Source organism: Legionella pneumophila subsp. fraseri (genome assembly GCF_000586315.1).
GTDB classification, from domain to species: domain Bacteria; phylum Pseudomonadota; class Gammaproteobacteria; order Legionellales; family Legionellaceae; genus Legionella; species Legionella pneumophila_B.
In genome coordinates this window covers 65,274-86,680 of sequence record NZ_KK074222.1, presented here as the reverse complement: position 1 = coordinate 86,680, position 21,407 = coordinate 65,274, and the positions used below count along the sequence as shown (strand labels likewise).

Sequence of the window (21,407 nt, the reverse complement as noted above, 5' to 3'; positions counted from 1 at the left end):
GCATGAAGCACCAAACTCGAATCATTCTGGCTGGCACATTAGGCAATTTAATAGAATCTTTTGATATGGCCATTTGTGGTCTACTCTCAGTCTACATTGCCAAATACCTAATTGGTGATGCTTCAAAGGGTTTGTTTCTAGTATTTTTGACTTTCTTTGCTGGATACCTTGCCAGACCTATTGGGGCTATGGTGATGGGCTTACTGTCCGATATCTATGGCAGAAAAATTATTCTTGCAGGCTCGATCCTAACTATGGGCATATCAACAACCCTTATCGGTTTTATTCCTCCTCACAGTACCATAGGTACATTTTCTGTTATTACTTTATTAATGTTGAGAATTATTCAGAGCTTCTCCTCTGGCGCAGAATATCTAAATTCTTCTGCTTACCTAGTTGAAAATGCCGAAGCCTCAAAAAAGGGCTACTCGGGAAGCTGGGCATCCTTTGGCGCTATGTCAGGGATGCTGGTAGCGTCATTGGTGGCACTGATTGTTACCTACTTTACCAACCACTATCCTGAACACGATTGGCTGATTTGGCGAGTACCCTTCATCCTGGCTCTACTAGGTTCTTCCATTGGTTTATATATTCGATTGTGTATTCCTGAGAGTATGGAGTACATCATGTATTATGCTGATAGACCCAAGCCTAAATTTAAAAATTTACTTACTGAGTCTGTTAACTATATCAAGAATAATAAAATTCAATCACTATATGTATTCGTTCTAAGCTGTCTAGGCGTTACAACTACTTTTCAAATTTACATTTATGGACCCATGCAAGCTCATCTATATGGAAATTTTCAGGATTATCAAATTATTGTTTCTAACATAATCTCGTTAATAGTGTTACTAAGTGTATTTCCTTTAGTTGGAAAGCTGTCTGATAAAATTAATCGAGAAAAGATTGTAATTACTGCAAGTATAGGATTTTTAATCTTTTCTCAGCCTTTTCTCAATACATTATCACATGAGGACTTCTATCGATTAGTTTTCAACCAGGCCTTAATTGCTATCCCAGCTGGAACATATTATGCAACAGTACCAGTAATGCTAGCGGAAATGTTCCCTATCAAACTACGCTGTACAGTTTTATCGGTACTATATTCCACCGCAGCGAGCTTGTCAGCGGGTCTAGCTCCATTGCTCTCATTTGCACTGGTTAAAAAGACTAATAGTGCGTCTTCGCCATCAATTTTGGTTTTTGTGCTCATAGCAATTACATTTGTAATAATGATTTTTAAACTTCTTTCAATTAAAAAGAGTTATCAGCAAACCACATAAGAATACTGCCTTGGCTCATTATGAATGGACAGAATTAGATATAGAGACATCTTTAAAAAAAGTATCCTGCATAGAGCAATTTTTTTCATGGAAGAACTATTCTATAAACCATCTAGCATGCCTTTCTTTAATCAAGTCAAATGCATATAAAATGCAACACCATGTAAAAAAATTGCCAATAAAACAAAGAAAATAATTAATGCAATAAAAAAGGATAGCGTTTTCTTCTTTTTTCGAAAAAAAATCATTAAACTCAACAATAAACCAATCAACAAACAAAGAAGTACCAATCCCGTTAAATTCATTAACATTTCTTATCCTTAACGTGTTTGATTATTTATTCTGATGGCTGATGGTTATGGCCACCATCACCTCCAAAACCGCCATCATATCCTCTTTCTGGATGATTTTCTGTGGAAGTTGACTGAGTCGAAGCACAGGACATTAATCCCAGTCCTAAACAACAGATGCTCATTAAAAAAAATAATCTTAAATTGCTCATCGTTTTCTCCCTCTTAACTGCATTTTAATTTTTTTAATAATTCCATTAATTTCAAAGCATCATTTTGGGTAATCGGTTTCACGCCATACGTTTCAGAGCCTTGATTCATTTTATCCACGCAAAGATCCTTAGAAAGGATGACTATGGGCGTTGATTTATTAAGTTCTGAGTCACTTTGGATACGCAAAATAAGTTCACGATAATTAAACCCGTCAGCCAAATTTCTATCAATTAAAATAAAATCATAACGTTTCATTACTGCTAATTCCAATCCGGAATGAGCATCCCAGGCCATGTCGACACTGTGGTTTAATTGCTACAGTTGAGCACGAATACATATTCGCTCGCCAAGCGAATCATTCACAATCAATAATGATAAAGAATTATCCATGTTTAACCTTACCCTATGAGTCGATTCACTATCTCTTCTAATCACTAATCCTCCTGTATCTCAGAATGGCCTTTATGAGAATTCAACAATCGCAATCCATTCGCCACTACAATTAAACTAGCACCCATATCAGCAAAAACAGCCATCCAAAGGGTTGCCACTCCTGCAAGCGCTAAAATGAAAAATACGCCTTTAATGGCAATGGATAAGCTGATGTTTTGGCGAAGAATTCGGGCCGTATTGCGGCTTAACTCTATGTATAGAGGAAGCATGGCTAAATTATCATTCATTAATGCCACATCAGCTGTTTCTAAAGCCGTATCGGTTCCCTTACCCATGGCAAAACTAATACTTGCTTTCGCTAACGCAGGAGCATCATTAATACCGTCCCCGACCATCCCCACATTCGTATATTGTTCCAATAAATGATTAATAGCTTGTAATTTATCGGTGGGCAACACATTGGCTTTCACCTCATCAATACCCACTTGTTTGGCAATCGCTTGAGCGGTTACTGCATTATCACCAGTTAGCATTGCCGTTTTGATGCCTTGCTCATGGAGTTTTGAGATGGCCCATTGACTCGTCTTACGAAGCGTATCGGCTACTGCAAAAAGGGCAAGTACGGTCGTATTATTACTTAAAATAACCGTGGTTTTTCCCTCTTCTTCCAATTGTTTAAGAATTTGTTCTATCTCAGGCGAACAGACTCGATTGTCTTCAGCAAGTTGGTGGTTGCCCACAAAATACTGTTTTTGTTGCACTAAACCTTTTACACCCCGTCCAGGCAGTGCTGAGAATTGTTCAACCTCCAACAGTGTGGTATTGGGTTGTTCTTGTTGCCAATACGATATTAAAGCATGGGCCACAGGATGTTCTGAGTGACTATCAAGGCTTGCAGCCAATAAGAGTAACTCCTGCTTTGTTTTACTCTTGTCATAAATAATAAAATCAGTGACTACAGGTTTGCCTTCGGTTAAGGTGCCTGTTTTATCCAATGCAATTAATTTTAAGCGATACCCCGTTTCTAAATAGCTTCCTCCCTTAATCAAAAGCCCGTGTTTGGCAGCAGAAGCTAAGCCACTCACCACCGTTACAGGAGTTGAAATGACCAAAGCACAAGGGCATGCAATCACCAACAAAGTGAGCGCCTTATAGAGCCAATCATAAAAAGGATAACCAAATACCAAAGGAGGAATCAGCGCGATAAGAACCGCGATGAGGACCATAATCGGCGTATAATAGCGTGCAAATTGATCAACAAAACGTTGCGTTGGTGCGCGCTCTGCTTGCGCTTGTTCAATGGCCTTTCCGATTTTAGCAAGCAGTGTATCCCCAGATGCTTTAGTGACTTTCACCTCAAGCGCGCCATGCTCATTTAAAGTACCCGCAAACACAGCATCATCAATCTGTTTAGTCACTGGCATGGACTCACCCGTAATGGGGGCTTGATTCACGGTGCTCTGCCCTGAAACCACTACCCCATCCAGCGGAATACGCTCTCCAGGTTTGACTTTAAAAACAGCTCCTGGTTGCACTTTCTCTATAGGTAAAGAAAGCCATCGCCCATTGTCCTGTTTTACAAGCGCATCCTCTGGTGCAATTTGCATCAAACTGCGAATAGCAAGCCGTGCTTTGTCTAAAGAATAGCGCTCAATACGCTCCGCCAGCGCAAACAACACGGTCACCATGGCAGCCTCCGGCCAAGCACCAATGAACACCGCACCGACTATAGCAATCAACATCAAGCTGTTGATATTCATCGCCTTGGTACGTAGTGCCAACCACCCCTTTTTAAAAGTAGGAGGCCCACTTAATGCAATGGCCAGTAAGGCAGGAATAATAGCCCAGCTTGAGCGTTCCGAATCCAAATAATAGGAGGCCAATTCAGAAAAAAGTGCCAAAATGCCAGCTAATAAAATGATTTTCCAAGAAGCATCGACAACCGGCAGCTCTCCTTCTTTAGTTAAATGAGCACTACCTTTAGTACGTACACTCATCCCTAAGGATTCAATGTGCTGCTGCAACGAATCAATAGCAGAAAGCCGATGGTGTATAGTGACTTCTTCTGCTATAAAATTAAATTCCAAGTGTTCAATTTCAGGCATGTCTTTTAATTGCTTTCTGATAAGCTGCTCTTCTGCAGGACAATCAAGGCCTGCCACAAAAAAGGTGGTTGCTGTTAATGGCGTTGTCATAGTAATTTCCCACATTGTCCACAAAATTTAGCGCCCGCTGCAACTAGAGCACCACAGGCACATAGGGTATTTTGTATTCCTTGGCCGCACTGGCCGCAAAAACGAGCCCCTGGGGCATTATAGTTTTGGCATTGGGGACAACGAATTCTAGCCTCATTATTGGGCGAATTAGTAGTATCATGGTTCTTTTGGCCACGATGCGAGTTGCGGTAACCACCATGGTGACCATTGAGAACGCTTCCAAAAATTCGTTTTAAAAAGCTCATGTTAATTCTCCATCTCTTCCTCTTCAGTAAAATGTTTCATCATGTCTTCGAGAATACAACGCACGTGTGGGTCAAAAATACGGTGATAAATATGCTTGCCTTCTCGCTGAGCGACTAGAAGACGAGCAGAGCGCAAAAGGCTTAAATGATGACTGGTCAAGGGAACTGAAAGTTGTAATTGCTCAGCCAATTCAGACACTGATTTTGGCCCCTCAAGACAGGCTAAAAGAAGTTTTAGACGATTCGCCTCGCCCATTAGATGTAGGGTGTCACTTAAGGCAATGATTTGGTCTTCGGTTAGCATGATGAGTTCAATAGTTAAATAAGTGTTTAACTATAAATATAGATAAAGAATAGTATTTGTCAATGAACACACTTTTAAACATGAAACAAATTATGGTGTTGTTTCGCTTTTAAAAAAGAGAAAACTAAACATTTTGTTCTTTTATCTCTTTCCTCTGTTCACTCTTTTTTCGGCGTTCATGAAAGACATAATACAAACCTGGTAAAACCAACAACGTCAAAAAGGTGGAGGAAATAATTCCTCCAATAACCACTGTTGCAAGAGGTCTTTGAACTTCAGCTCCAGTGCCAGTCGCAAGTGCCATAGGCACAAAACCTAATGATGCAACTAAAGCAGTCATCAATACCGGTCTTAGTCGTGCCAATGATCCTTGCAACACGGCATCTTTTAAATAGAATTTCTTCTCGTCATGGAGCTTATTAATAAAAGTAATCATCACCAAGCCATTGAGTACGGCTACACCTGATAAGGCAATAAATCCAACCCCTGCAGAAATAGATAAGGGGATCCCACGCAACCACAAAGCAAAAACACCACCGGTTAAGGCAAGAGGAATTCCGCTAAACACCAATAGCGCATCCCTTACTCTGCCAAAACTCATAAAGAGTAATAAGAAGATGCCTAAAAGTGTGATTGGAACTACGAGTTGTAATCGCTGTGAGGCAGATTGAAGTTGCTCAAACTGACCACCCCAGGTGATCCAATACCCAGAGGGTATTTTAACGTTTTTATCAATACGAAGCTTAGCTTCATTAACAAAAGAACTTAAATCCCTATTTCTAACGTTTGAAGTGACCACCACACGACGCTTGCCAACCTCTCGACTGATTTGGTTTGGACTTTCACTGCGCACCATCGAGGCGACTTCACTCAGTGGGATAAAATGCTGCTCCCCATCTTTAGCAATAGGGAGCGGAATGAATATTTGGCGCAATACGTTCGGATCAGTTCGTAAAGATTCAGGCAAACGCACCACAATATCAAAACGCTTATCCCCCTCAAAGAGCTCTCCACCCTTCTTTCCTCCAGTAGCAATAACAATGGCATCTTGAACCGTACCAATTTGTAATCCATACCGTGCCAGGGAATCGCGATTAATGTCAACGGTTAAAAGCGGTAACCCACTCACCTGCTCTACTTTAACATCAGCTGATCCTGGTATTAGTTTTAACTGAGTACTAATCTCCTCTGCTGTTTTGAGCAAAGTATTCATGTCATCACCAAAAACTTTTACGGCGACATCACTACGAACTCCAGAAATGAGCTCATTAAAACGCATTTGAATGGGTTGGGTAAACTCATAATTATTGCCAGGAATTTGTTTTACAGCATCCTCTATTTCTTGAACTAGTTCTTGTTTGGTTTTTTTAGGATTTGGCCAGTCTTTGCGTGGTTTTAACATAATAAACGTATCAGCCACATTCGGCGGCATGGGATCAGTTGCCACTTCCGCAGTCCCTAATTTGGCAAAAACAATTTTTACTTCAGGAAACTCTCTGACGCGTTTTTCGACTAAATCCTGCATGGCAATTGCTTGTGTCAAGCTGGTTCCAGGAATTCGCATCGCATGCATGGCAATGTCGCCTTCATCAAGGCTTGGAATAAACTCCCCGCCTAAATGAAAGGCAAGCAATAAACTTAAGACAACTAAACCAATAGCCGCACTTATAACTATTTTTCGAGCATGAAAACAACGGCGTAATACTTTGCCATAGCCTAAGGAGAGGTAACGCACTAAAGCATTTTCTTTTTCTTGTAAGTGTCCACGTAAAAAAATAGCAATAGCAGCCGGCACAAAGGTTAATGCAAAAAGCATCGAGGCTAATAGCGCAAGAATCACTGTTTCTGCCATGGGTAAGAACATTTTCCCCTCAACACCAGTCAAGGTGAGAATCGGTAAATAAACCACCGTAATAATAAACACACCAAAAATACTGGGTCTAATCACTTCAGTGGTTGCATGAGAAATAACCTTTAACCGCTCCTCCAGATTTAAAACGCGCTTGAGCGCATGCTGTTTCTCGCCAAGATGCTTTATGCAATTTTCAACAATAATGACTGCCCCATCAACAATCAAACCAAAATCCAAGGCCCCTAAACTCATTAAATTGGCACTGATTTGATTCGTTACCATACCAGTAATGGTCAATAACATCGACAAGGGAATCACCATAGCAGTAATGAGCGCCGCTCGTATATTTCCCAAAAACAAGAATAAAATGATGCAGACTAAGAGTGCGCCTTCCAAGAGGTTCTTTGTCACCGTATGAATTGTGGCATTAACCAAAAGGGTTCGGTTGTACACGGTAACCGCCTCAACGCCTTCGGGAAGCGATTTGTTAATTTCTGTCATTTTGGCAGCAACGCGCTGAGAAACAGTTCGACTGTTTTCACCCATCAACATAAAAACAGTACCTAGAACTACTTCTTTACTGTTCTCGGTAGCAGCACCCGTGCGTAATTCTTTACCTAAAGCAACCTCGGCCACGTCACGAATACGAACCGGTGTTCCTTCAAAACTGGCAATGACAATGTTTTCAATATCAGGAATATTTTGCACCTGCCCAGGTACCCGGATTAAGTTTTGTTCCCCATTGGTCTCAATATAACCTGCACCAACATTGGCATTATTGCGTTTTAATGCCTCAACCACATTATCCAGGCTTAATCTGTAGCGTACTAACTTCATAGGGTCTGGTGTAATATGAAATTGTTTTTCATAACCCCCAATAGTATTGACCTCAGCAACGCCTTCTACATTACGTAATTGCGGTTTAATAATCCAATCTTGAATGGTACGAAGTTCGGTTGGATTATAACGTTGACTTTCAGGTACATTAGGTTTATTGGTGACCGTGTACATAAAAATTTCACCAAGGCCTGTTGAAATAGGCCCTAAGGTAGTTTCTGCTTCCGGAGGTAATTTATCTTTTACCTCTTGCAAACGCTCATTAATCAACTGACGGGCAAAATAAATATTGGTTCCATCTTTAAAAACTACAGTGACTTGCGATAACCCATAGCGCGATAAAGAGCGGGTATAATCCAAATTAGGCAAACCACTCATAGCCAACTCAATTGGAAAGGTAATCCGTTGCTCCACTTCATAAGGAGAGTACCCGGAAGCCTGCGTATTAATCTGTACCTGGACGTTGGTGATATCAGGTACTGCATCAATGGGAAGGCCTTGGAAATTATAAATACCTAAAATGGCAATGATGAGAGTAAATAAAAGCACAAACCAACGATGTTTTAAAGAAAAACGAATAATATGTTCCAGCATCTCTATTCCTTAGTGCTCATGGCTAGCACCTTCTTTGCCAAGCTCCGCTTTCATAAAAAAGCTGTTTTTACTCACATAACGCTGACCCGCATCAAGCCCCGAAACCACCTCGACCCATTGGTCATCCTTTTGTCCCAAAACAACAGGGGTTGCTTCAAAATAATCCCCTTGTTGGACAAAAACCACATCGGAATCATTCAGCCTCTGAATAGCAGAAATTAAGACTGCTACCGGGGCTGTTTTCTCTTTAATGACGATTGATCCATTTACATACATCCCCGGCAGCCAGATACGATTGGTATTGGATAGAACAGCACGTGCTAAAGTGGTTTGACTGTCTTCGATACCTAGAGGTGCAATATAAGAAATGGTGCTCATTGACGTTGGTTTTCCCTCATCACCAGTCACAATGACTTCCATGCCTTGTTTCACAAGCGGAGCGTCTTTGCGATATAAGGTAAAATCAGCCCAAACAGTAGCCAAATTAGCCACTTCATAAATCGGTTTGGTATTTTGTGCAAGCTCACCATTAGTTGCATACTTTTGCACAATGGTTCCAGTCATAGGGGATATAATGTTGTAATTTTGGAGGCTTTCATTACTTTCAATGGTGGCTAATATCTCCCCTTTAGTCACTTCTTCGCCAAGATTTTTAGTCATCGATTTTATGAGGCCTGAATAACGAGCATAAATGGGTGCTAAAGTATCGCGATTGGGTACAATTTTTCCAACCACTTTTAATTGGGTTTTTATCGTTTGGCTTTGGGCTGTTGCTACTTGAATATCAGCCGATTTAAGAATACCCGCCACAATTTTTACCCGCCCCTCATAAGTTGAGTAATGCCATTGATATTGTTTACCCTGAAACTCCAATTGAATGTTCACATCAAATGAATGAGGTTCTTGAATAACCTGATTGCTTTGCAAAAAATCTTCAATTCGGTTAAACGTAATCGTCTCTTTTTTCCCGTTAAATCGAGTCAATTGCACCGTTAATCGGGCTGTTTGTGGCGCAATAATCGCACCATTCTTATAAAGAAAAGCACGAAAATGAGGCGGCATTGCTCTTTCAAAAATTAAAAGCTCCAGGGCAATATCGCTGTCTTTTAATAATCGCCCGCCTTTAGGACCTTTGGCAATCATTTCTTGATGCCCCGCTTCTTCGGTAGCATGCGATTCCTCGCCTGCCCAAAGAGAAGAACAATTGAATCCCAATAAAAGAACAATCAATGGAATTATAGAAAAAGCTGATTTTAGTAATCTCATTTACTCTCCTTGGAAGGATGTAATCCCAATAGCCCTATGAGTTGAATTAACGATTTATGATAATCGGCATGGGCTTGTTGATAGTGCCGCTCTTCTTCATATAAAGCATTGAGTGCAGTGGATAGTTCAATATAGGTGTAGCGTCCCATTTGATAACCATCTTGGGCCAATTTGATGGATTTTCGTGCTAAAGGCAATAAGGAATCCGTGACTAAATTCGCCTCATAATTACTTTGTTGGGCTTGCAAAAAGGCATTATAGACATTTTGACGCACATCAAGACGAGCCCCTTGGAACTCATGAGCCGTCTGCGTGTATTGCGCCTCTGCGGTCATGATTTTCCCTTGATTGCGGTTATAAACAGGGGCTTCAGCAAAAGCAGACATCACCGCGGCATTACTGCCATCGTCCGAGAAATGGCGTCCACCCAATTGAATGTTTAAATCAGGCCAGACAGCCTTTTTAACTGCCGTGATGGTTGCACGCTTAGCCTGTAACTGCAGTTGCAGTTGCATCAATTGTGGGCTTTGCGGTAGTTTTTTTAATAAATCAGACCAATTCAATGAAAGACCAGGTAAACCTTTGTCGATTAAAGGTCGATCAACCCTTAGACCATCACCTAATAAACGCGCAAGTTTTGCGCGTTGAGATAAAGCATCTCGCTCTGCTTTTTTTTCCTGAATACGTGCTTCGCCTAATCGCACTTGTGCTAATCGCAAATCCAACTCCGCTCCAGCACCTGCTTTAACCCGACGCTCAATCGCCGATACTATATCTTGATTCAATCGAATAAGTTTTTTGGTCACTTGATGCCATTGTCCGGCATAAAGAGCATCAACGTAAGCAGCTCCAACCGTCATATAAAGTAGTGCTTTCTGAACATTAATCTGTGCTAGAGACGCCAAATAATCCGCATAGGTTGCTCTTTTGAGATACTTAAGGCGACCGCCTAAGGGGATAGGTTGGGTCACAGAAGCAGTGGTTTCTGCAGACTCATAACCTGAGTAACTGCCAGAACCACCAAAATTTTCACCCGTTAAAGTCAATTGCGGATTAGGATAAAGTCCACTTTGAATAAAAGCACCTCTCATGGCTTGTGCTTTATCTATTTCTGCTTGTAATTCAGGGTTATTACGAAAGGCTATATTGAGTGCTTGTTGAAATGTTAATGGAACAGCATGAGCTAATGCTTCATAAGCAATTAAGTTTAGTGTGATTATAAAAAAAATCCTTAAGAAAGAACACATTCCATACCCTTTATAATTCCTGTTTCAAACTAAAACCAATCTTTAAGTGTACTAGGACTTTAATCAAATATATAGATCGTGCTATTTTTGCCAAGTACCTCAGGGTTCCCCACCTATTTCGATAATGATTTTTCGCCGAAAAATACAATAATTTCTTGATGTTAATACCCACAAAAGCAAATAGCCAACAATACAATTTGAGGAAATATTACCGTTAGATATTAGTCCTTCATCGGTGTATTATGGCATGCAACAGGTTGCACAGCGTCTAGAAAAAGCGCTTGGCAATGAACAAATGAATGTTTGTTGAAGGCTGTCCATATGAATGGGAAAAATTACCACGGCCCGAAGCACACTAACGGTTGATTTTAATTAGGAATTAATTTAAGTATAGATTGGTATCGTAAAGAGGAAGAATGATCTGCCATTTGGCTAATCAATAGGATCACAAAAATGATTCTAAATCGACTGGAGTTCAGCTGAGAGATTTTTTGCACCTAGCAGTCATAATGGGAGACATTGCTGGTATTATTGAACATGTTTTTTTATGGAGTAATACGTGTGGAGTTCATCCAAAATTTTACGTAGTGTTTCAAAATGGGCTTGAGTCGATTTTTTGTCATTGGTAATGCTGCTTTTATCCATTTGAATTACCAGTTGTCTAATAGAAGCAATATTTTTTTGAAACATTTTTAATTATGTTGATGATAAATGATGACTTAAATTAGGTAAGGCATTCACCAATTTAAGGACAGCAAAAACATGATAACGCACTTCGTGCAACTGATTGTTCTCAAGCATTTTATAAAGGGCCAGGTTGTACTCATCAATTTCTTGAAAAATTTTAGGAACAGTCGCAGGAATAATCACTTGAGATACAGGATGCTCACTTGCTATTACCAGTGATATCGATGTTAAAAAAAGGAATAGGATTTGAGCACTTCTGGTGAATAACGAACTTAAGATAAAGCATTTCATGTCCATAGTTGTTTCCTTCCGCCTATCTCAATAAAAGTATAAAATACCATAACCTGAAAATTAACATCAACACGCGAATAGTAGCACAAGACTCAACGAGATATGATTGCCTCAATAATAGCAACGCGATTTGGTTTAGGTCCTCGCCAGGAATTATGTCATGAATTGGCAACATTCTCACCAAGGCCAGTTAATTTTTTAGAAATTACCCCTGAAAACTGGATGCGGATGAGAGGATGGCGCGCCAAACAATTGCACGAGCATTATCCCCTTATTGCTCATGGGTTAAATTTGTCCATTGGTGGGACTGGGGCCGCTCGATATGGAGTTTCTTGAGGCGTTGCGCCAGTTTTTTGTAACGCATCATATTGCTCATTACAGAGCACTTAAGCTACAGTCATGATGTACCGTATTAGCAATGAAACTATGTATCTCCTTCAATATATTCTTGCAATATATTTTTGAATCCAAATAAACAAGTGGATTGCTGCAAGAAAAAACATTAATCATTAAATAATGAATAAGTATGGTATATAAATCAGGAGAGTTTATTCAATTGATGTAGTATTTATTATCAATTCTCATATCAATAATTGTTATCAAGATCTAACTTAACCTTTTCTAGCCACTCTCCATGGGGATCTTCAGAAATACAAAGTAACCAAGATGCAGCTACACAAAGCTCTTTTGACAACAACTTAGCCTCTCTTGGACCAGGGCTCCTGGTACCCTGCTCCCAATTGCTAATCCGCGCAGCGCCTAATCCTGTCCTCTCGGCCAAAATCTTAATCGTCAATCCATTTGCCTTTCTAGCCTCTGTAATCCTACTGCCAATAATTTTTTTCATATTCATTTAGGTTCATTTGCTATCAAACGGAAATACCCCATTGACACTAAAAAGTGACTATTTACAATGGGTTATCAACAACACATTTCGTGTTATTGATTGATACTAATTGAAATCATTTGATAGTGCAAGCGCTGTTTTTGATGGTGCTTTTGAAGGATGAAATAGAAAAATGGGATTTTTGTTTGTTAATACTGATGAATTATCAGCACTGATGGGATTGCCTTATATTCAGCAATCAGCCTATTTGCTAGGAATTCGTCCGTATATGGATCGTAATACCTTTCTGGTAGGTGTTAAGCGTAAAATCAGCTATCAACAGCTTTCTGAAGCCCTCTATGTTGAACCACACCAAGGTTATGAACATTCAGGTAGTCCAAGCCGTCAACAATTGCGCCGTATTATTTATGCCCTCGAACGAGCTGGTCTTGTTGAGATTCAATCTATTGGTAAACAACTTATTTTAAAATGCCTGTTAGCCAATTCGGATTTATCTGTTCAAAATAAACCCGACACAAACCCGACATATCAACCCAACACAAACCCGAACAATAAAAATAATATTAAATCATCAGGTTACGATAAAAACCATCGAAAACCGAACACAGTGAAAAACACAAAACCCGACACACCTCATAACTCAGAAGATATGTATGTGTGTGTGCGCCAACAATTTCAAAAATTTTGGTCTCTTTATCCACAGAAGCAGGATGAAACCAGGGCGTTTCAGGAGTTTTTTAAATTACGTCCTGATGATCAATTGTTTTCTCAAATGCTTAACGCCCTTCAAGCCCAAACCCAAAACCGTCAAGAAATGGAACTCGCGGGTGAATGGGTTCCCAAATGGAAATTTCCCGCTAACTGGTTAGCCCAACACTGTTGGAACGATGAACTATTACCCCTAAGAACTCAGGAGCAACCGAATGCAAGCAATCAAACAAGTGTTCGTAGAAAATCAGCAGCAGATATCCTCGCTGAATCCTGCAAAGACGCAAGCTTCAGCTTCGACTTTGAAGACGACCCAGTCCCCGAAATCGCAAGCAATGTCATCCAATTCGGCGCAGCCACCAGTTAGCGATAAACGAATTGACACGCTCTTTGCACGCTTTAATGCAATCTATGGGTATTTATGGCTATCTGCCTATAACAATGCAAAAGTACTCGATATTGCCAGGCTTGAATGGTCTGAAAGCTTGCAAGAATTTGATAATCAAGTTCTGAAGCTCGCCTTGGAAAAAACTAAGAAAACCGAGCTTTACCCACCTGCATTACCCCACTTTTATGTAACTTGCCTGACAATCAAAAAGAGCATTGAAGCCCGTCAAGAAGCATTAACGAAGAAAACAGAAGCTCAGATACCCACCGATCCTAAAATCGTCCAATTCCACATCGACGAAATGAAGAAATATCTGTTTAAAAACCCAAAGGAGAAACCATCATGCTGACCTTGAACCGCCGTATCGGCGAAGAAATTTACATTGATAAGGGCAGAATCAAAGTGCATCTGCTCTCTGAAAAGGACGGGCTGATCAAACTAGGTATAGAAGCTCCAAGACATGTTGATGTTGAACGTAAAGAGGTCTTTATCCGAAAGGCGGTTGAACAACATGCCCTGGCTCAAGAATTACGGAATAAATCTACAGAACAATCAGGAGACAATCATGCTTAGAAAATCTCTGCTTTGTTGTTTTGTTTTATGTGGCCTCAATGCTCAAGCAGCTAATATTACGCAAATTGGTCGTTATGCCACTGTCAACAATCAACCTTTGGCTGCTCAGATTAATCCATTGAAAACCGTTCAACAAATTCATTTTCCTGCATCCATACAGACTATTGGGGAAGCGGTGAATTACTGGCTTCGTTATTCAGGGTATCACCTTGCACCCAAAGAAAAACAAAGCAAAAGCCTACAACAAGTATTTAAACAACCACTGCCGCAGGTTAGCAGAAATTTAGGCCCTTTAACGATTACAAATGGGCTGACGGTGTTGGTCGGTCAGCATCTATTCAATCTCAAGCAGGATGACCTGTTAAGAGAAGTCAATTTTAGTCTGATAGCAAGGAGAGCAGGATGAAAAAATATTTGGACGCCAAATGGCTTAGTCTTTTTTTGTTAAATGGATTGTTGGTTGTATTCGTTTGTGTAAAAAGCCAACCCTCTCTTGAGAACAATAAATTTAATACGCTGGATGAGCGATTAACCACCATACAAAAACAACTCAATCAACCTATTGAACAACCGGATTTCTCGCCTATCACCCAAAACCTAAAACAATTGGGAGCTTTCATTCAGCAACTACAAAACAAGGACGATCACCAAGTAGGTGAAATGTTTACGACTGAACAAATTGCTATTAAGAAAAAACTTGAAGGCATTACTGATTTGTTGCGTCATCTGGATGAGAAAAAACAACCTGTCAAAATGCTTCCTGAAAGCCAACTGCCCTTTAAGGTCTTGAGTATAGATAGTATCCAAGAAGTTTCTGTTGCCTCTGCTTCCTACCATTATAAAACCCAAGCATTGGAAAAAGGCGATTCCTTAGCCGGATGGACTGTCTTTGAAATCGATTTTGCCAAGCAAACCATAGCATTTGAGAATAATGACAAAGCGCATGTGCTGGTTCATCTAAGTCAACAAGAGGTGAGTCATGCTTAAGCTGTCCACACTGACAATTGGACTACTCTTGGGACAACAGGCAATTGCCGGTTTGTATATCCCAGGCATTGCCACCGCACCTATGCAAAGTGCTGATAATGCCTTGACGAAAGCGGGTCTTGCTGAATTTCATGATGAAGTCATCGAAGGCAAAGATTTTCAACTTAACGACTTACAAAAACAGGAGGCCAAAGCCTGGGGATTAAGTGAGACAGAAGAAAAACGCTATCTGCAATTAATGCAAAGTAGAAGCAGGATTTACTACAAAGACCTGCGTATGACACCTGTTGATATTCTTGGGCTTAATGCTAAGGATGATGTTGAACGTGCGCATTTCGCCGAACTTGCGGCCCTTCAAGAAGCCCAAAAGGTCGCACAAAACATAGCCTGGAATAATGCCTTTTACAAAGCCTATAACCAACTCTTTAAAGATGTGCCTGTAGTCGGTGATTTTGATCCATCTCCTTACTCTCCCTACGCACATCGACCCATTCAATTAAAAGAGGGTGAATCGCTCTATTTCTTTATAAGACCAGATGACGCTGTAACCACCATTTTGCTGCAACTGATTGATGCCATTAACCGCACGCAAAATACAAGATTGAACCTGCTCTTTCTGGATATGGACAATAGCGCCATCCAACTTTGGGCTAACAGACATCAAATCCCTATCCATTTGGTGACCAGTCAGCAAATCACGCTGAACCCAGGGAGCCAACAATACGAAGGTTTAAAACTAGACAAGAAACAAACACCTTTACTCTTACTAGCCAACGGCAAAACTTCACAAGTCGTCGATTTAGGGAGATTTTAATGATTAGGATTTTGCTATTGCTGTTAGTTGCTTTAAACGTTCATAGCATGAACGTGATTCCTTTAACTCTGTCACAAAGTGATGCGTCTTTGAGACTTAATCTGTCTAGCCCGATAGGTGTACCAGCAAAAAGCAAAGCCACTGTAGGCAAAGTAAGCCATAAAAAATTGGATACAAATTTATTAAACATGGCCTTATTTATCATAGGTGTGGATAAAGAATCCATCAAATGGTTAGAACAACATCAAGAGAAATTAAAATCCATGCAAGCTACAGGGTTCATCACCAATGTGAATGACTTTGAAATCATTGTAGCCTTGCAAGAAAAATTCAAATTGCCATTACTGCCTGTCAATGTTGATCCACTGCTGAATTATATCCATGAACAGCATTACCCCTTAATTATTGCTGAGGGGGCTGTATGGCAATAAAACAATATTCAAGACAAATGACCTTGCAATTAACATTGGTTCTCTTTCTGGGTTGGTTAGCGTTGATTATCTGGGCTGTAAGTCAATGGCTGCTTCATGGCTACCCATTTGCCTTTGATAAGGTCAATATCCTCGTAAATACTCAAAGAGAAGCCATCACCCCTGTCTATCAAGGTTCACTACTAGCAACCCTACCCTTAGATGCCAAGCCTAGCTGGACGTTAACTATTCCCTATTTAAACAAATTAGCCATTAACGACTTTGCAGCAGACTTACTCGAAAAATCGCAACAGTTTTTCCAACTGGTTTTATTAAGCAGTCAATGCCTGTTAATTAAACTCATCATTTTATTCGCTGCCATGCCTTTATTTGCCCTGACCATGGTTGCAGGTCTGGTTGATGGTCTTAACCAAAGAGCAATACGCACCGCTTGTTTAGGCCGTGAGTCATCTTATGTCTTCCACAGGCTGAATCACTATTTAAAAAAACTGCTGGTGATTTTACTCATGCTCTGGCTTGCCCTGCCTGTCAGCATCACTCCGGTTTATGTCTTTGTTCCTATCAGTTTATTGATGGGTTTAATGGTGGCCATGACGGCCAGTCGCTTTAAGAAGTATCTATAAGGAGAAACCATGAAACGATTACTTTGCCTGACCTTAATGATAATAAGCCTGCACAGCTGGGCGAATAACCCTGATTTAAATGAAACACTGGTGCGCATTATTAACCAGATTAACGCCATCATGCCCCTGCTTGATGAAGCACAAACACAGATAACACCCAATGCCCGTATCCAATTACAAATTGAAGGATTTGAAGATGTCCAAGGCCAACATCATGCAGGCTTAAGAGAAGATTTACTGAATATTCGCAATGGCCTGATTGATTACATCAATCAACCCATCATTGCACCACGCAAGATCAAGTCCTTGGAAATGGACTTTGTGAGGAAACCCTAATGAGTAAAGACGAAATAGCCAGGATGTTTGCCACTACCTTTAAACAAGCAAGCAACAACATATCGGCACAAGTCTTTTCCGGAAGTATCCGCTTTATTGCCATTGCCCTGGTGATATTGGCGGTGATGTGGTCTGTCAACCACATGATGGACGCAGAGGAAAAACAACAACATGGATACTTACTGCGTCTGGGTTCTCGGCTCATCAGATTAGTGATTGGTCTGATGATCTTCATTCTGGTTTTATTCGTTAAGGAGACAACATGAAAACAATGCTTCGCTCTATCTATCTTGGGGCAATCAATCTCTTATATACCCCTGTACTATTAGCAGATAACTGGTTTCCTAAAATTTCCGATGCGGACAACATCGGGGATGGCTCTAAAAGCATGATGACGGTGACAGGGAATTACGTCAAACAAGGTCTGGGTTTATTGCTCTTCATTACCGCAGTCGTAACCTTTATTAAATTCATTACCACGGTACAACATGGTATTGAAGAGTCCAAAAAGAACGAAGGCTCCATGGTGGCCTTCGGTACTTTTGCCGTAATGGGCATCACCTATTTAGCCATTAGCATTGCTTCCGGTTATGTGGGTTACACCATGATTACCAAGTTCAAAATATAGGAGGTGAAACCATGAGTCAGCCTTCTTCGCGCCATCTATCACACGACTTCCCAGCCTGGAAAGGCTTAAGTCTTCGTGAATTGTTTTGGATTGTGATCACCACAACCCCAGCAACTACCCTGTTATTCATTCTCTTAGGGATAACGATTGGGTTTCCGCTGGCCTCTGGCTGCATCGGTTTTGTGATTGGATTCATTCTGTCTATTACCGTGTGGCCTAAAGGAATTTCCCGCATCAAAGCAGGAAAACCTTATGGTTATGTGATGAAAAAAACGATTCAATGGATGGTGCGATTAAGGCTCAAACATTCACCTTGGATTCATTACCAGGGAACTTGGCAAAAGAATAAATCTGTTGGAGAGCCGCATGTTTAACTACTGGAAAAAAATCGACAGTCTACAACACCACAATCGTTTATTACTGGCTTTTGTCGGTGTGTTATTAATCATCGTCTTGGCATTAATTATTAATCTGATGACAATGCCCAAACACTATGAATTCTGGCTTAGTCCTAATATGGCTGCTAATGGCGGTTTGATGAAAGCAAGTGAGATACCGAACGAATACGTGCAAGGGTATGTGACCTCCTTAATGCCGACACTCTACAGCTGGTCTAATAAGGGCAAAGAAGAATTCAATCAAAACATCAAAGCCTTTCATTATTACTTCACGCCACGTCATGAGCAGTTACTTCGTGAAACCCTGGCAGCTTATAAAAACGCTCAGCTCTTTGACCGTACTCAAGTAGCTAGCCTCTATCGCTTTATGGAACCGCAAGACATTAAAAAAATTGGTCCCGATACCTGGGAAGTCAAACTGATACTACGCATAACGCAAAGGCTCAAAGATAACTCTGCCATGGTCATTGCTGACAAAGTGGTGGCTTATCACCTTCGCGTGGTCAAACTCAACCTGTCACGTCTCCATAACCCTTTCCAATTAGCCCTGGATGGCTATACCCGTCCTGAAGAACGTTTACAAGATTTACTGGTTGACACGGAGGAACACAATGAAACTCATTAAAATTAGCCTATTTGCCCTGGGCCTTGTTGTGATGCACTTAAGCCACGCCCTGCAAAGCGAACATCTGGTTTGGGAAAAAGTCCCTTTGACGATTGAGTTACCTATTAATAAAGAAAGGCTAGTTCAATTTCCCCAAGCTATTAAGGTTATTGATCAACAACTGAGTGCCAGCCTTGATATTCTGAAAGTCAAAGGCAGTTTGTATCTTAAAGCTAAGGAATCCTTCAAAGATTCTCGTTTAATTGTCCAATTATTGCCTGAAGGTGAAGTGGTTATTCTTAACCTTAATGCCAATGAAAAAGCAATCAACACCACGCCGATTGAAATTCTGATTGATGATCCCAAAACCAATCATAATGCAGGAGCCAGTCAGTATGAATACAACGCTATTCAATTAACCCGCTTTGCCATTCAAGCCTTGTATTCACCTGAGCGTGTCAGAGAAATTCCAGAAGGAATTTATCGCTCACCCATGCAAACTAATAAAACCATCCCTTTGTTTTACGGTGCAAGTATTGAAGCTCATCCCCTGGCTTCATGGCGTGGAGGCAATCTCTATGTCACCGCAGTCGATTTAAAAAACTTGCTCAATAAGCCTGTAAAGCTGCAATTCACCAAACTTATGGGGCATTGGCAAACCGCCAGCTTTTACCCTAGAAGCGAACTGCCACCAGGCAATCAACATGAAAGCACCACTGTCATTTTAGTCTCTGATCAACCTTTTGCAGCAGCACTCACTCAACATGCGAGGTATAGCCGATGAATAAAAACAATGGCATTAAAATTCTGGCAGGCTCAGTGGTCTTTGCGGTCATTATGATTCTGATCAATAGCCGACATAGCTCACCCGCAAGCGATAACACACCCAACCCTAATAATTTTGGTGAAGCTATAGCAAGCCAATTCAATGACAATATTCGTGATGTTTCCGCTCGGTTATTAGAAACAGAAAAGAAATTAGAGCAAATGCACAAAGAGAATAAATCGCTACAAAAACAATTAAAACAACCTAAACAAGAAGTGGGTTTTGCACTGCAAGATGAACTGAACGCATTAAAGGAAAAATTTGCATCACTCACTGAGCACCAAACCCAATCTTACCCCATGGAAGGCAATCAAGCCCCTGTATCCGGTCAAATTAAAGACTTGGATACCTTGCTGGATAAGGCTCCGTCAGAAAGCAAAATTTTCACCGAACATGACAACTCAACCAAGGAAGAAGCGCCTACTAAAACGCCCTTTTATACCATTCCAGCGGGCAGTGATTTCAGCAAAGTAACGCTCTTATCAGCTTTAATCGGCGAAGTACCTGTTGAGGGCAAACTCATGCAGCCTTTATTTCCCTTCACAGCAATGGTCAGTCGAGGGGATTTAATGACAGCTAATGGGATGCAACTGCCAGAAGAAATCACTGGTATGAAAATCAGCGGTTATTCGATTGGCGTTGGTTCCTTTCTCGATAACATCAGCTGTGTCCGCGCCTATATCACTTCAGCCTTATTTGTCTTTGAGGATGGGCATTTTGTGAGTATCGGCCAGGAACAAATGAAAAGCTCCGCAGAGCTGGTGAATAACGACAGCATTGGTTATCTAACCACGCAATTCGGCAACCCCTGCATCAAAGGACAGTACATCACCAATGCGCCCAGAGTATTAGCTGCCTTCATGGCAGCAGGCGGTATTCAAGGTGCAGGAAATGCTCTGTCTAAATGGCAAATGAGCTATCAAGCCGAGGGCGGTTCTGCCATTGCCACACCTACAGGCGACTTAGCACACTTTGCAGCAGGTGGAGCAATAAACGAAGGCAGCCAAAAGATTACTGACTGGCTTGAGAAAAGAATCCAGGGCAGCTTCGATATGGTCTTTGTTCCTGCCAGCATCCGCAGCCATTCAGGATTTGTCCCTAATCAACTTAGTTTACATTTCAGCCAAACCATAGCCATTGATAAAGAACACCAAGGGAGGGTATTAGATTATGGTTACCATCAACAAAAAAACTTTGATACTGCTTTGCGCTAGTCTGGTATTAAGCGCTTGTTCCACTGCTAGGATGTCGCAAAACGCCATTCCTGAGCAGGGCTTAACGGTCAGCCAGTTGTATCAGCAGAGCCTACAACAACCAATACAAAAGCCTGTTTACCAACAGGCACGTTTTGATGATTCGGGTGAAGAGTTTAAACAACTCCCTAACCACGAAGTGCCTATCCATGTTTTTGCTCATGTAGCGCAATTGGGTGATGAACAAATCATAAAGCCTGCCTACACGACACGCTTTTTCCTTTACAAGCAAAACCAGTATGCCTTGGCATCAGAACTGTACTAAGGAGA

29 protein-coding genes are annotated in these 21,407 nt (G+C 40.9%); 18 read left to right on the top strand and 11 right to left on the bottom strand.

What is annotated here, in order from left to right; translation table 11 throughout:
• Positions 1–2: 2 nt before the first annotated feature.
• Complete coding sequence (locus tag CC34_RS0111170; RefSeq protein WP_028379485.1) at positions 3–1,286, top strand: MFS transporter; 1,284 nt, start codon at positions 3–5, stop codon at positions 1,284–1,286.
• Between the two features lie 131 nt (positions 1,287–1,417).
• On the opposite strand, the gene CC34_RS0111165 is transcribed toward CC34_RS0111170, so the two are convergent.
• From CC34_RS0111165 to CC34_RS1000000117125, 10 genes are all read right to left on the bottom strand, one after another.
• The gene (locus tag CC34_RS0111165; RefSeq protein ID WP_027228177.1) at positions 1,418–1,597 is read right to left on the bottom strand and encodes a hypothetical protein; all 180 of its coding nucleotides are present in this window, start codon (positions 1,595–1,597) and stop codon (positions 1,418–1,420) included.
• 26 nt (positions 1,598–1,623) lie between these two features.
• Entirely contained in the window at positions 1,624–1,788 is a 165-nt protein-coding gene (locus CC34_RS1000000117525; protein ID WP_162839340.1) for a hypothetical protein, read from the bottom strand.
• Between the two features lie 13 nt (positions 1,789–1,801).
• A complete protein-coding gene (locus CC34_RS01000000116520) occupies positions 1,802–2,083 on the bottom strand; it encodes a response regulator (protein WP_231957884.1) in 282 nt (93 codons plus the stop codon).
• 140 nt (positions 2,084–2,223) lie between these two features.
• A complete protein-coding gene (locus CC34_RS0111150; RefSeq protein WP_028379484.1) occupies positions 2,224–4,377 on the bottom strand; it encodes a heavy metal translocating P-type ATPase in 2,154 nt (717 codons plus the stop codon).
• Positions 4,374–4,643, bottom strand: a complete 270-nt coding sequence (locus CC34_RS0111145; RefSeq protein WP_027228180.1) for a zinc ribbon domain-containing protein — start codon at positions 4,641–4,643, stop codon at positions 4,374–4,376. The genes CC34_RS0111150 and CC34_RS0111145 overlap by 4 nt, the downstream gene beginning before the upstream one ends.
• Position 4,644: 1 nt before the next feature.
• A complete protein-coding gene (locus CC34_RS0111140) occupies positions 4,645–4,947 on the bottom strand; it encodes an ArsR/SmtB family transcription factor (RefSeq protein WP_027228181.1) in 303 nt (100 codons plus the stop codon).
• Between the two features lie 124 nt (positions 4,948–5,071).
• The gene (locus CC34_RS0111135; protein WP_028378384.1) at positions 5,072–8,230 is read right to left on the bottom strand and encodes an efflux RND transporter permease subunit; all 3,159 of its coding nucleotides are present in this window, start codon (positions 8,228–8,230) and stop codon (positions 5,072–5,074) included.
• Between the two features lie 9 nt (positions 8,231–8,239).
• Positions 8,240–9,496, bottom strand: coding sequence for an efflux RND transporter periplasmic adaptor subunit (locus CC34_RS0111130; RefSeq protein WP_027228183.1), 1,257 nt, complete (start codon positions 9,494–9,496; stop codon positions 8,240–8,242).
• Positions 9,493–10,743: a TolC family protein gene (locus CC34_RS0111125; RefSeq protein ID WP_028378383.1), complete on the bottom strand. Its 1,251-nt coding sequence runs from the start codon at positions 10,741–10,743 to the stop codon at positions 9,493–9,495. Before CC34_RS0111125 ends, CC34_RS0111130 begins: the two co-directional genes overlap by 4 nt.
• Positions 10,744–11,439: 696 nt before the next feature.
• Positions 11,440–11,727 (bottom strand): hypothetical protein, encoded by a 288-nt coding sequence (locus CC34_RS1000000117125; RefSeq protein ID WP_080274203.1) that lies wholly within the window; start codon positions 11,725–11,727, stop codon positions 11,440–11,442.
• 96 nt (positions 11,728–11,823) lie between these two features.
• Between CC34_RS1000000117125 and CC34_RS0111115 the strand changes: the two genes are divergently transcribed.
• Entirely contained in the window at positions 11,824–12,057 is a 234-nt protein-coding gene (locus CC34_RS0111115; RefSeq protein ID WP_027228186.1) for a multinuclear nonheme iron-dependent oxidase, read from the top strand.
• Between the two features lie 250 nt (positions 12,058–12,307).
• On the opposite strand, the gene CC34_RS0111110 is transcribed toward CC34_RS0111115, so the two are convergent.
• Positions 12,308–12,574 carry a helix-turn-helix domain-containing protein gene (locus CC34_RS0111110; protein WP_027228187.1) on the bottom strand — a complete coding sequence of 89 codons (267 nt, stop codon included), beginning with the start codon at positions 12,572–12,574 and terminating at the stop codon, positions 12,308–12,310.
• Between the two features lie 166 nt (positions 12,575–12,740).
• On the opposite strand from CC34_RS0111110, the gene CC34_RS0111105 reads away from it, so the two are divergent.
• Genes CC34_RS0111105 through CC34_RS0111030 form a run of 16 tightly spaced genes read left to right on the top strand, consistent with a single transcriptional unit; the run spans position 12,741 to position 21,402 of the window.
• Entirely contained in the window at positions 12,741–13,643 is a 903-nt protein-coding gene (locus CC34_RS0111105; protein WP_027228188.1) for a hypothetical protein, read from the top strand.
• Entirely contained in the window at positions 13,612–14,013 is a 402-nt protein-coding gene (locus CC34_RS0111100) for a hypothetical protein (protein WP_050598225.1), read from the top strand. Before CC34_RS0111105 ends, CC34_RS0111100 begins: the two co-directional genes overlap by 32 nt.
• The gene (locus tag CC34_RS0111095) at positions 14,007–14,237 is read left to right on the top strand and encodes a carbon storage regulator (protein WP_028379483.1); all 231 of its coding nucleotides are present in this window, start codon (positions 14,007–14,009) and stop codon (positions 14,235–14,237) included. Before CC34_RS0111100 ends, CC34_RS0111095 begins: the two co-directional genes overlap by 7 nt.
• Entirely contained in the window at positions 14,230–14,643 is a 414-nt protein-coding gene (pilL2, locus tag CC34_RS0111090) for a PFGI-1 class ICE element type IV pilus protein PilL2 (protein WP_028378380.1), read from the top strand. The genes CC34_RS0111095 and pilL2 overlap by 8 nt, the downstream gene beginning before the upstream one ends.
• The gene (locus tag CC34_RS0111085; protein WP_028378379.1) at positions 14,640–15,224 is read left to right on the top strand and encodes a hypothetical protein; all 585 of its coding nucleotides are present in this window, start codon (positions 14,640–14,642) and stop codon (positions 15,222–15,224) included. Before pilL2 ends, CC34_RS0111085 begins: the two co-directional genes overlap by 4 nt.
• On the top strand, positions 15,217–16,038 hold the full coding sequence (locus CC34_RS0111080) for a TIGR03759 family integrating conjugative element protein (protein ID WP_028378378.1): 822 nt from the start codon (positions 15,217–15,219) through the stop codon (positions 16,036–16,038). The genes CC34_RS0111085 and CC34_RS0111080 overlap by 8 nt, the downstream gene beginning before the upstream one ends.
• The gene (locus CC34_RS0111075) at positions 16,038–16,469 is read left to right on the top strand and encodes an integrating conjugative element protein (protein ID WP_028379482.1); all 432 of its coding nucleotides are present in this window, start codon (positions 16,038–16,040) and stop codon (positions 16,467–16,469) included. The genes CC34_RS0111080 and CC34_RS0111075 overlap by 1 nt, the downstream gene beginning before the upstream one ends.
• Positions 16,460–17,092 (top strand): TIGR03747 family integrating conjugative element membrane protein, encoded by a 633-nt coding sequence (locus CC34_RS0111070; protein WP_028378376.1) that lies wholly within the window; start codon positions 16,460–16,462, stop codon positions 17,090–17,092. The genes CC34_RS0111075 and CC34_RS0111070 overlap by 10 nt, the downstream gene beginning before the upstream one ends.
• A 9-nt stretch (positions 17,093–17,101) precedes the next feature.
• Positions 17,102–17,428 (top strand): RAQPRD family integrative conjugative element protein, encoded by a 327-nt coding sequence (locus CC34_RS0111065; protein ID WP_027228196.1) that lies wholly within the window; start codon positions 17,102–17,104, stop codon positions 17,426–17,428.
• A complete protein-coding gene (locus CC34_RS0111060; protein ID WP_010652870.1) occupies positions 17,428–17,694 on the top strand; it encodes a hypothetical protein in 267 nt (88 codons plus the stop codon). The genes CC34_RS0111065 and CC34_RS0111060 overlap by 1 nt, the downstream gene beginning before the upstream one ends.
• Complete coding sequence (locus CC34_RS0111055) at positions 17,691–18,056, top strand: hypothetical protein (RefSeq protein WP_027228197.1); 366 nt, start codon at positions 17,691–17,693, stop codon at positions 18,054–18,056. The genes CC34_RS0111060 and CC34_RS0111055 overlap by 4 nt, the downstream gene beginning before the upstream one ends.
• Before the next feature lie 11 nt (positions 18,057–18,067).
• Positions 18,068–18,430 carry a TIGR03750 family conjugal transfer protein gene (locus tag CC34_RS0111050; RefSeq protein WP_028378375.1) on the top strand — a complete coding sequence of 121 codons (363 nt, stop codon included), beginning with the start codon at positions 18,068–18,070 and terminating at the stop codon, positions 18,428–18,430.
• On the top strand, positions 18,423–19,079 hold the full coding sequence (locus CC34_RS0111045; protein ID WP_028378374.1) for a DUF2895 family protein: 657 nt from the start codon (positions 18,423–18,425) through the stop codon (positions 19,077–19,079). The genes CC34_RS0111050 and CC34_RS0111045 overlap by 8 nt, the downstream gene beginning before the upstream one ends.
• Positions 19,066–19,842 (top strand): TIGR03749 family integrating conjugative element protein, encoded by a 777-nt coding sequence (locus CC34_RS0111040; protein ID WP_027228200.1) that lies wholly within the window; start codon positions 19,066–19,068, stop codon positions 19,840–19,842. Before CC34_RS0111045 ends, CC34_RS0111040 begins: the two co-directional genes overlap by 14 nt.
• A complete protein-coding gene (locus CC34_RS0111035) occupies positions 19,839–21,098 on the top strand; it encodes a TIGR03752 family integrating conjugative element protein (RefSeq protein ID WP_027228201.1) in 1,260 nt (419 codons plus the stop codon). The genes CC34_RS0111040 and CC34_RS0111035 overlap by 4 nt, the downstream gene beginning before the upstream one ends.
• Complete coding sequence (locus tag CC34_RS0111030; protein ID WP_028378373.1) at positions 21,055–21,402, top strand: TIGR03751 family conjugal transfer lipoprotein; 348 nt, start codon at positions 21,055–21,057, stop codon at positions 21,400–21,402. Before CC34_RS0111035 ends, CC34_RS0111030 begins: the two co-directional genes overlap by 44 nt.
• Positions 21,403–21,407: the final 5 nt, after the last annotated feature.

What these genes read in the sequence shown, in the direction of transcription:
- CC34_RS0111105 (WP_027228188.1), top strand. Translation starts at nt 12,741, where the DNA reads ATGGGATTTTTGTTTGTTAATACTGATGAATTATCAGCACTGATGGGA.
- CC34_RS0111080 (WP_028378378.1), top strand. Translation starts at nt 15,217, where the DNA reads ATGCTTAAGCTGTCCACACTGACAATTGGACTACTCTTGGGACAACAG.
- CC34_RS0111115 (WP_027228186.1), top strand. Translation starts at nt 11,824, where the DNA reads ATGATTGCCTCAATAATAGCAACGCGATTTGGTTTAGGTCCTCGCCAG.
- CC34_RS0111165 (WP_027228177.1), bottom strand. Translation starts at nt 1,597, where the DNA reads ATGTTAATGAATTTAACGGGATTGGTACTTCTTTGTTTGTTGATTGGT.
- CC34_RS0111135 (WP_028378384.1), bottom strand. Translation starts at nt 8,230, where the DNA reads ATGCTGGAACATATTATTCGTTTTTCTTTAAAACATCGTTGGTTTGTG.
- CC34_RS0111085 (WP_028378379.1), top strand. Translation starts at nt 14,640, where the DNA reads ATGAAAAAATATTTGGACGCCAAATGGCTTAGTCTTTTTTTGTTAAAT.
- CC34_RS0111130 (WP_027228183.1), bottom strand. Translation starts at nt 9,496, where the DNA reads ATGAGATTACTAAAATCAGCTTTTTCTATAATTCCATTGATTGTTCTT.
- CC34_RS0111055 (WP_027228197.1), top strand. Translation starts at nt 17,691, where the DNA reads ATGAAAACAATGCTTCGCTCTATCTATCTTGGGGCAATCAATCTCTTA.
- CC34_RS0111170 (WP_028379485.1), top strand. Translation starts at nt 3, where the DNA reads ATGAAGCACCAAACTCGAATCATTCTGGCTGGCACATTAGGCAATTTA.
- CC34_RS0111075 (WP_028379482.1), top strand. Translation starts at nt 16,038, where the DNA reads ATGATTAGGATTTTGCTATTGCTGTTAGTTGCTTTAAACGTTCATAGC.
- CC34_RS0111035 (WP_027228201.1), top strand. Translation starts at nt 19,839, where the DNA reads ATGAATAAAAACAATGGCATTAAAATTCTGGCAGGCTCAGTGGTCTTT.
- CC34_RS0111030 (WP_028378373.1), top strand. Translation starts at nt 21,055, where the DNA reads ATGGTTACCATCAACAAAAAAACTTTGATACTGCTTTGCGCTAGTCTG.
- CC34_RS0111050 (WP_028378375.1), top strand. Translation starts at nt 18,068, where the DNA reads ATGAGTCAGCCTTCTTCGCGCCATCTATCACACGACTTCCCAGCCTGG.
- CC34_RS0111045 (WP_028378374.1), top strand. Translation starts at nt 18,423, where the DNA reads ATGTTTAACTACTGGAAAAAAATCGACAGTCTACAACACCACAATCGT.
- CC34_RS1000000117525 (WP_162839340.1), bottom strand. Translation starts at nt 1,788, where the DNA reads ATGAGCAATTTAAGATTATTTTTTTTAATGAGCATCTGTTGTTTAGGA.
- CC34_RS0111150 (WP_028379484.1), bottom strand. Translation starts at nt 4,377, where the DNA reads ATGACAACGCCATTAACAGCAACCACCTTTTTTGTGGCAGGCCTTGAT.
- CC34_RS01000000116520 (WP_231957884.1), bottom strand. Translation starts at nt 2,083, where the DNA reads ATGGCCTGGGATGCTCATTCCGGATTGGAATTAGCAGTAATGAAACGT.
- CC34_RS0111040 (WP_027228200.1), top strand. Translation starts at nt 19,066, where the DNA reads ATGAAACTCATTAAAATTAGCCTATTTGCCCTGGGCCTTGTTGTGATG.
- CC34_RS0111065 (WP_027228196.1), top strand. Translation starts at nt 17,102, where the DNA reads ATGAAACGATTACTTTGCCTGACCTTAATGATAATAAGCCTGCACAGC.
- CC34_RS0111125 (WP_028378383.1), bottom strand. Translation starts at nt 10,743, where the DNA reads ATGTGTTCTTTCTTAAGGATTTTTTTTATAATCACACTAAACTTAATT.
- CC34_RS0111110 (WP_027228187.1), bottom strand. Translation starts at nt 12,574, where the DNA reads ATGAATATGAAAAAAATTATTGGCAGTAGGATTACAGAGGCTAGAAAG.
- CC34_RS0111095 (WP_028379483.1), top strand. Translation starts at nt 14,007, where the DNA reads ATGCTGACCTTGAACCGCCGTATCGGCGAAGAAATTTACATTGATAAG.
- CC34_RS0111140 (WP_027228181.1), bottom strand. Translation starts at nt 4,947, where the DNA reads ATGCTAACCGAAGACCAAATCATTGCCTTAAGTGACACCCTACATCTA.
- CC34_RS0111100 (WP_050598225.1), top strand. Translation starts at nt 13,612, where the DNA reads ATGTCATCCAATTCGGCGCAGCCACCAGTTAGCGATAAACGAATTGAC.
- CC34_RS0111145 (WP_027228180.1), bottom strand. Translation starts at nt 4,643, where the DNA reads ATGAGCTTTTTAAAACGAATTTTTGGAAGCGTTCTCAATGGTCACCAT.
- CC34_RS0111070 (WP_028378376.1), top strand. Translation starts at nt 16,460, where the DNA reads ATGGCAATAAAACAATATTCAAGACAAATGACCTTGCAATTAACATTG.
- CC34_RS0111060 (WP_010652870.1), top strand. Translation starts at nt 17,428, where the DNA reads ATGAGTAAAGACGAAATAGCCAGGATGTTTGCCACTACCTTTAAACAA.
- CC34_RS1000000117125 (WP_080274203.1), bottom strand. Translation starts at nt 11,727, where the DNA reads ATGGACATGAAATGCTTTATCTTAAGTTCGTTATTCACCAGAAGTGCT.
- pilL2 (WP_028378380.1), top strand. Translation starts at nt 14,230, where the DNA reads ATGCTTAGAAAATCTCTGCTTTGTTGTTTTGTTTTATGTGGCCTCAAT.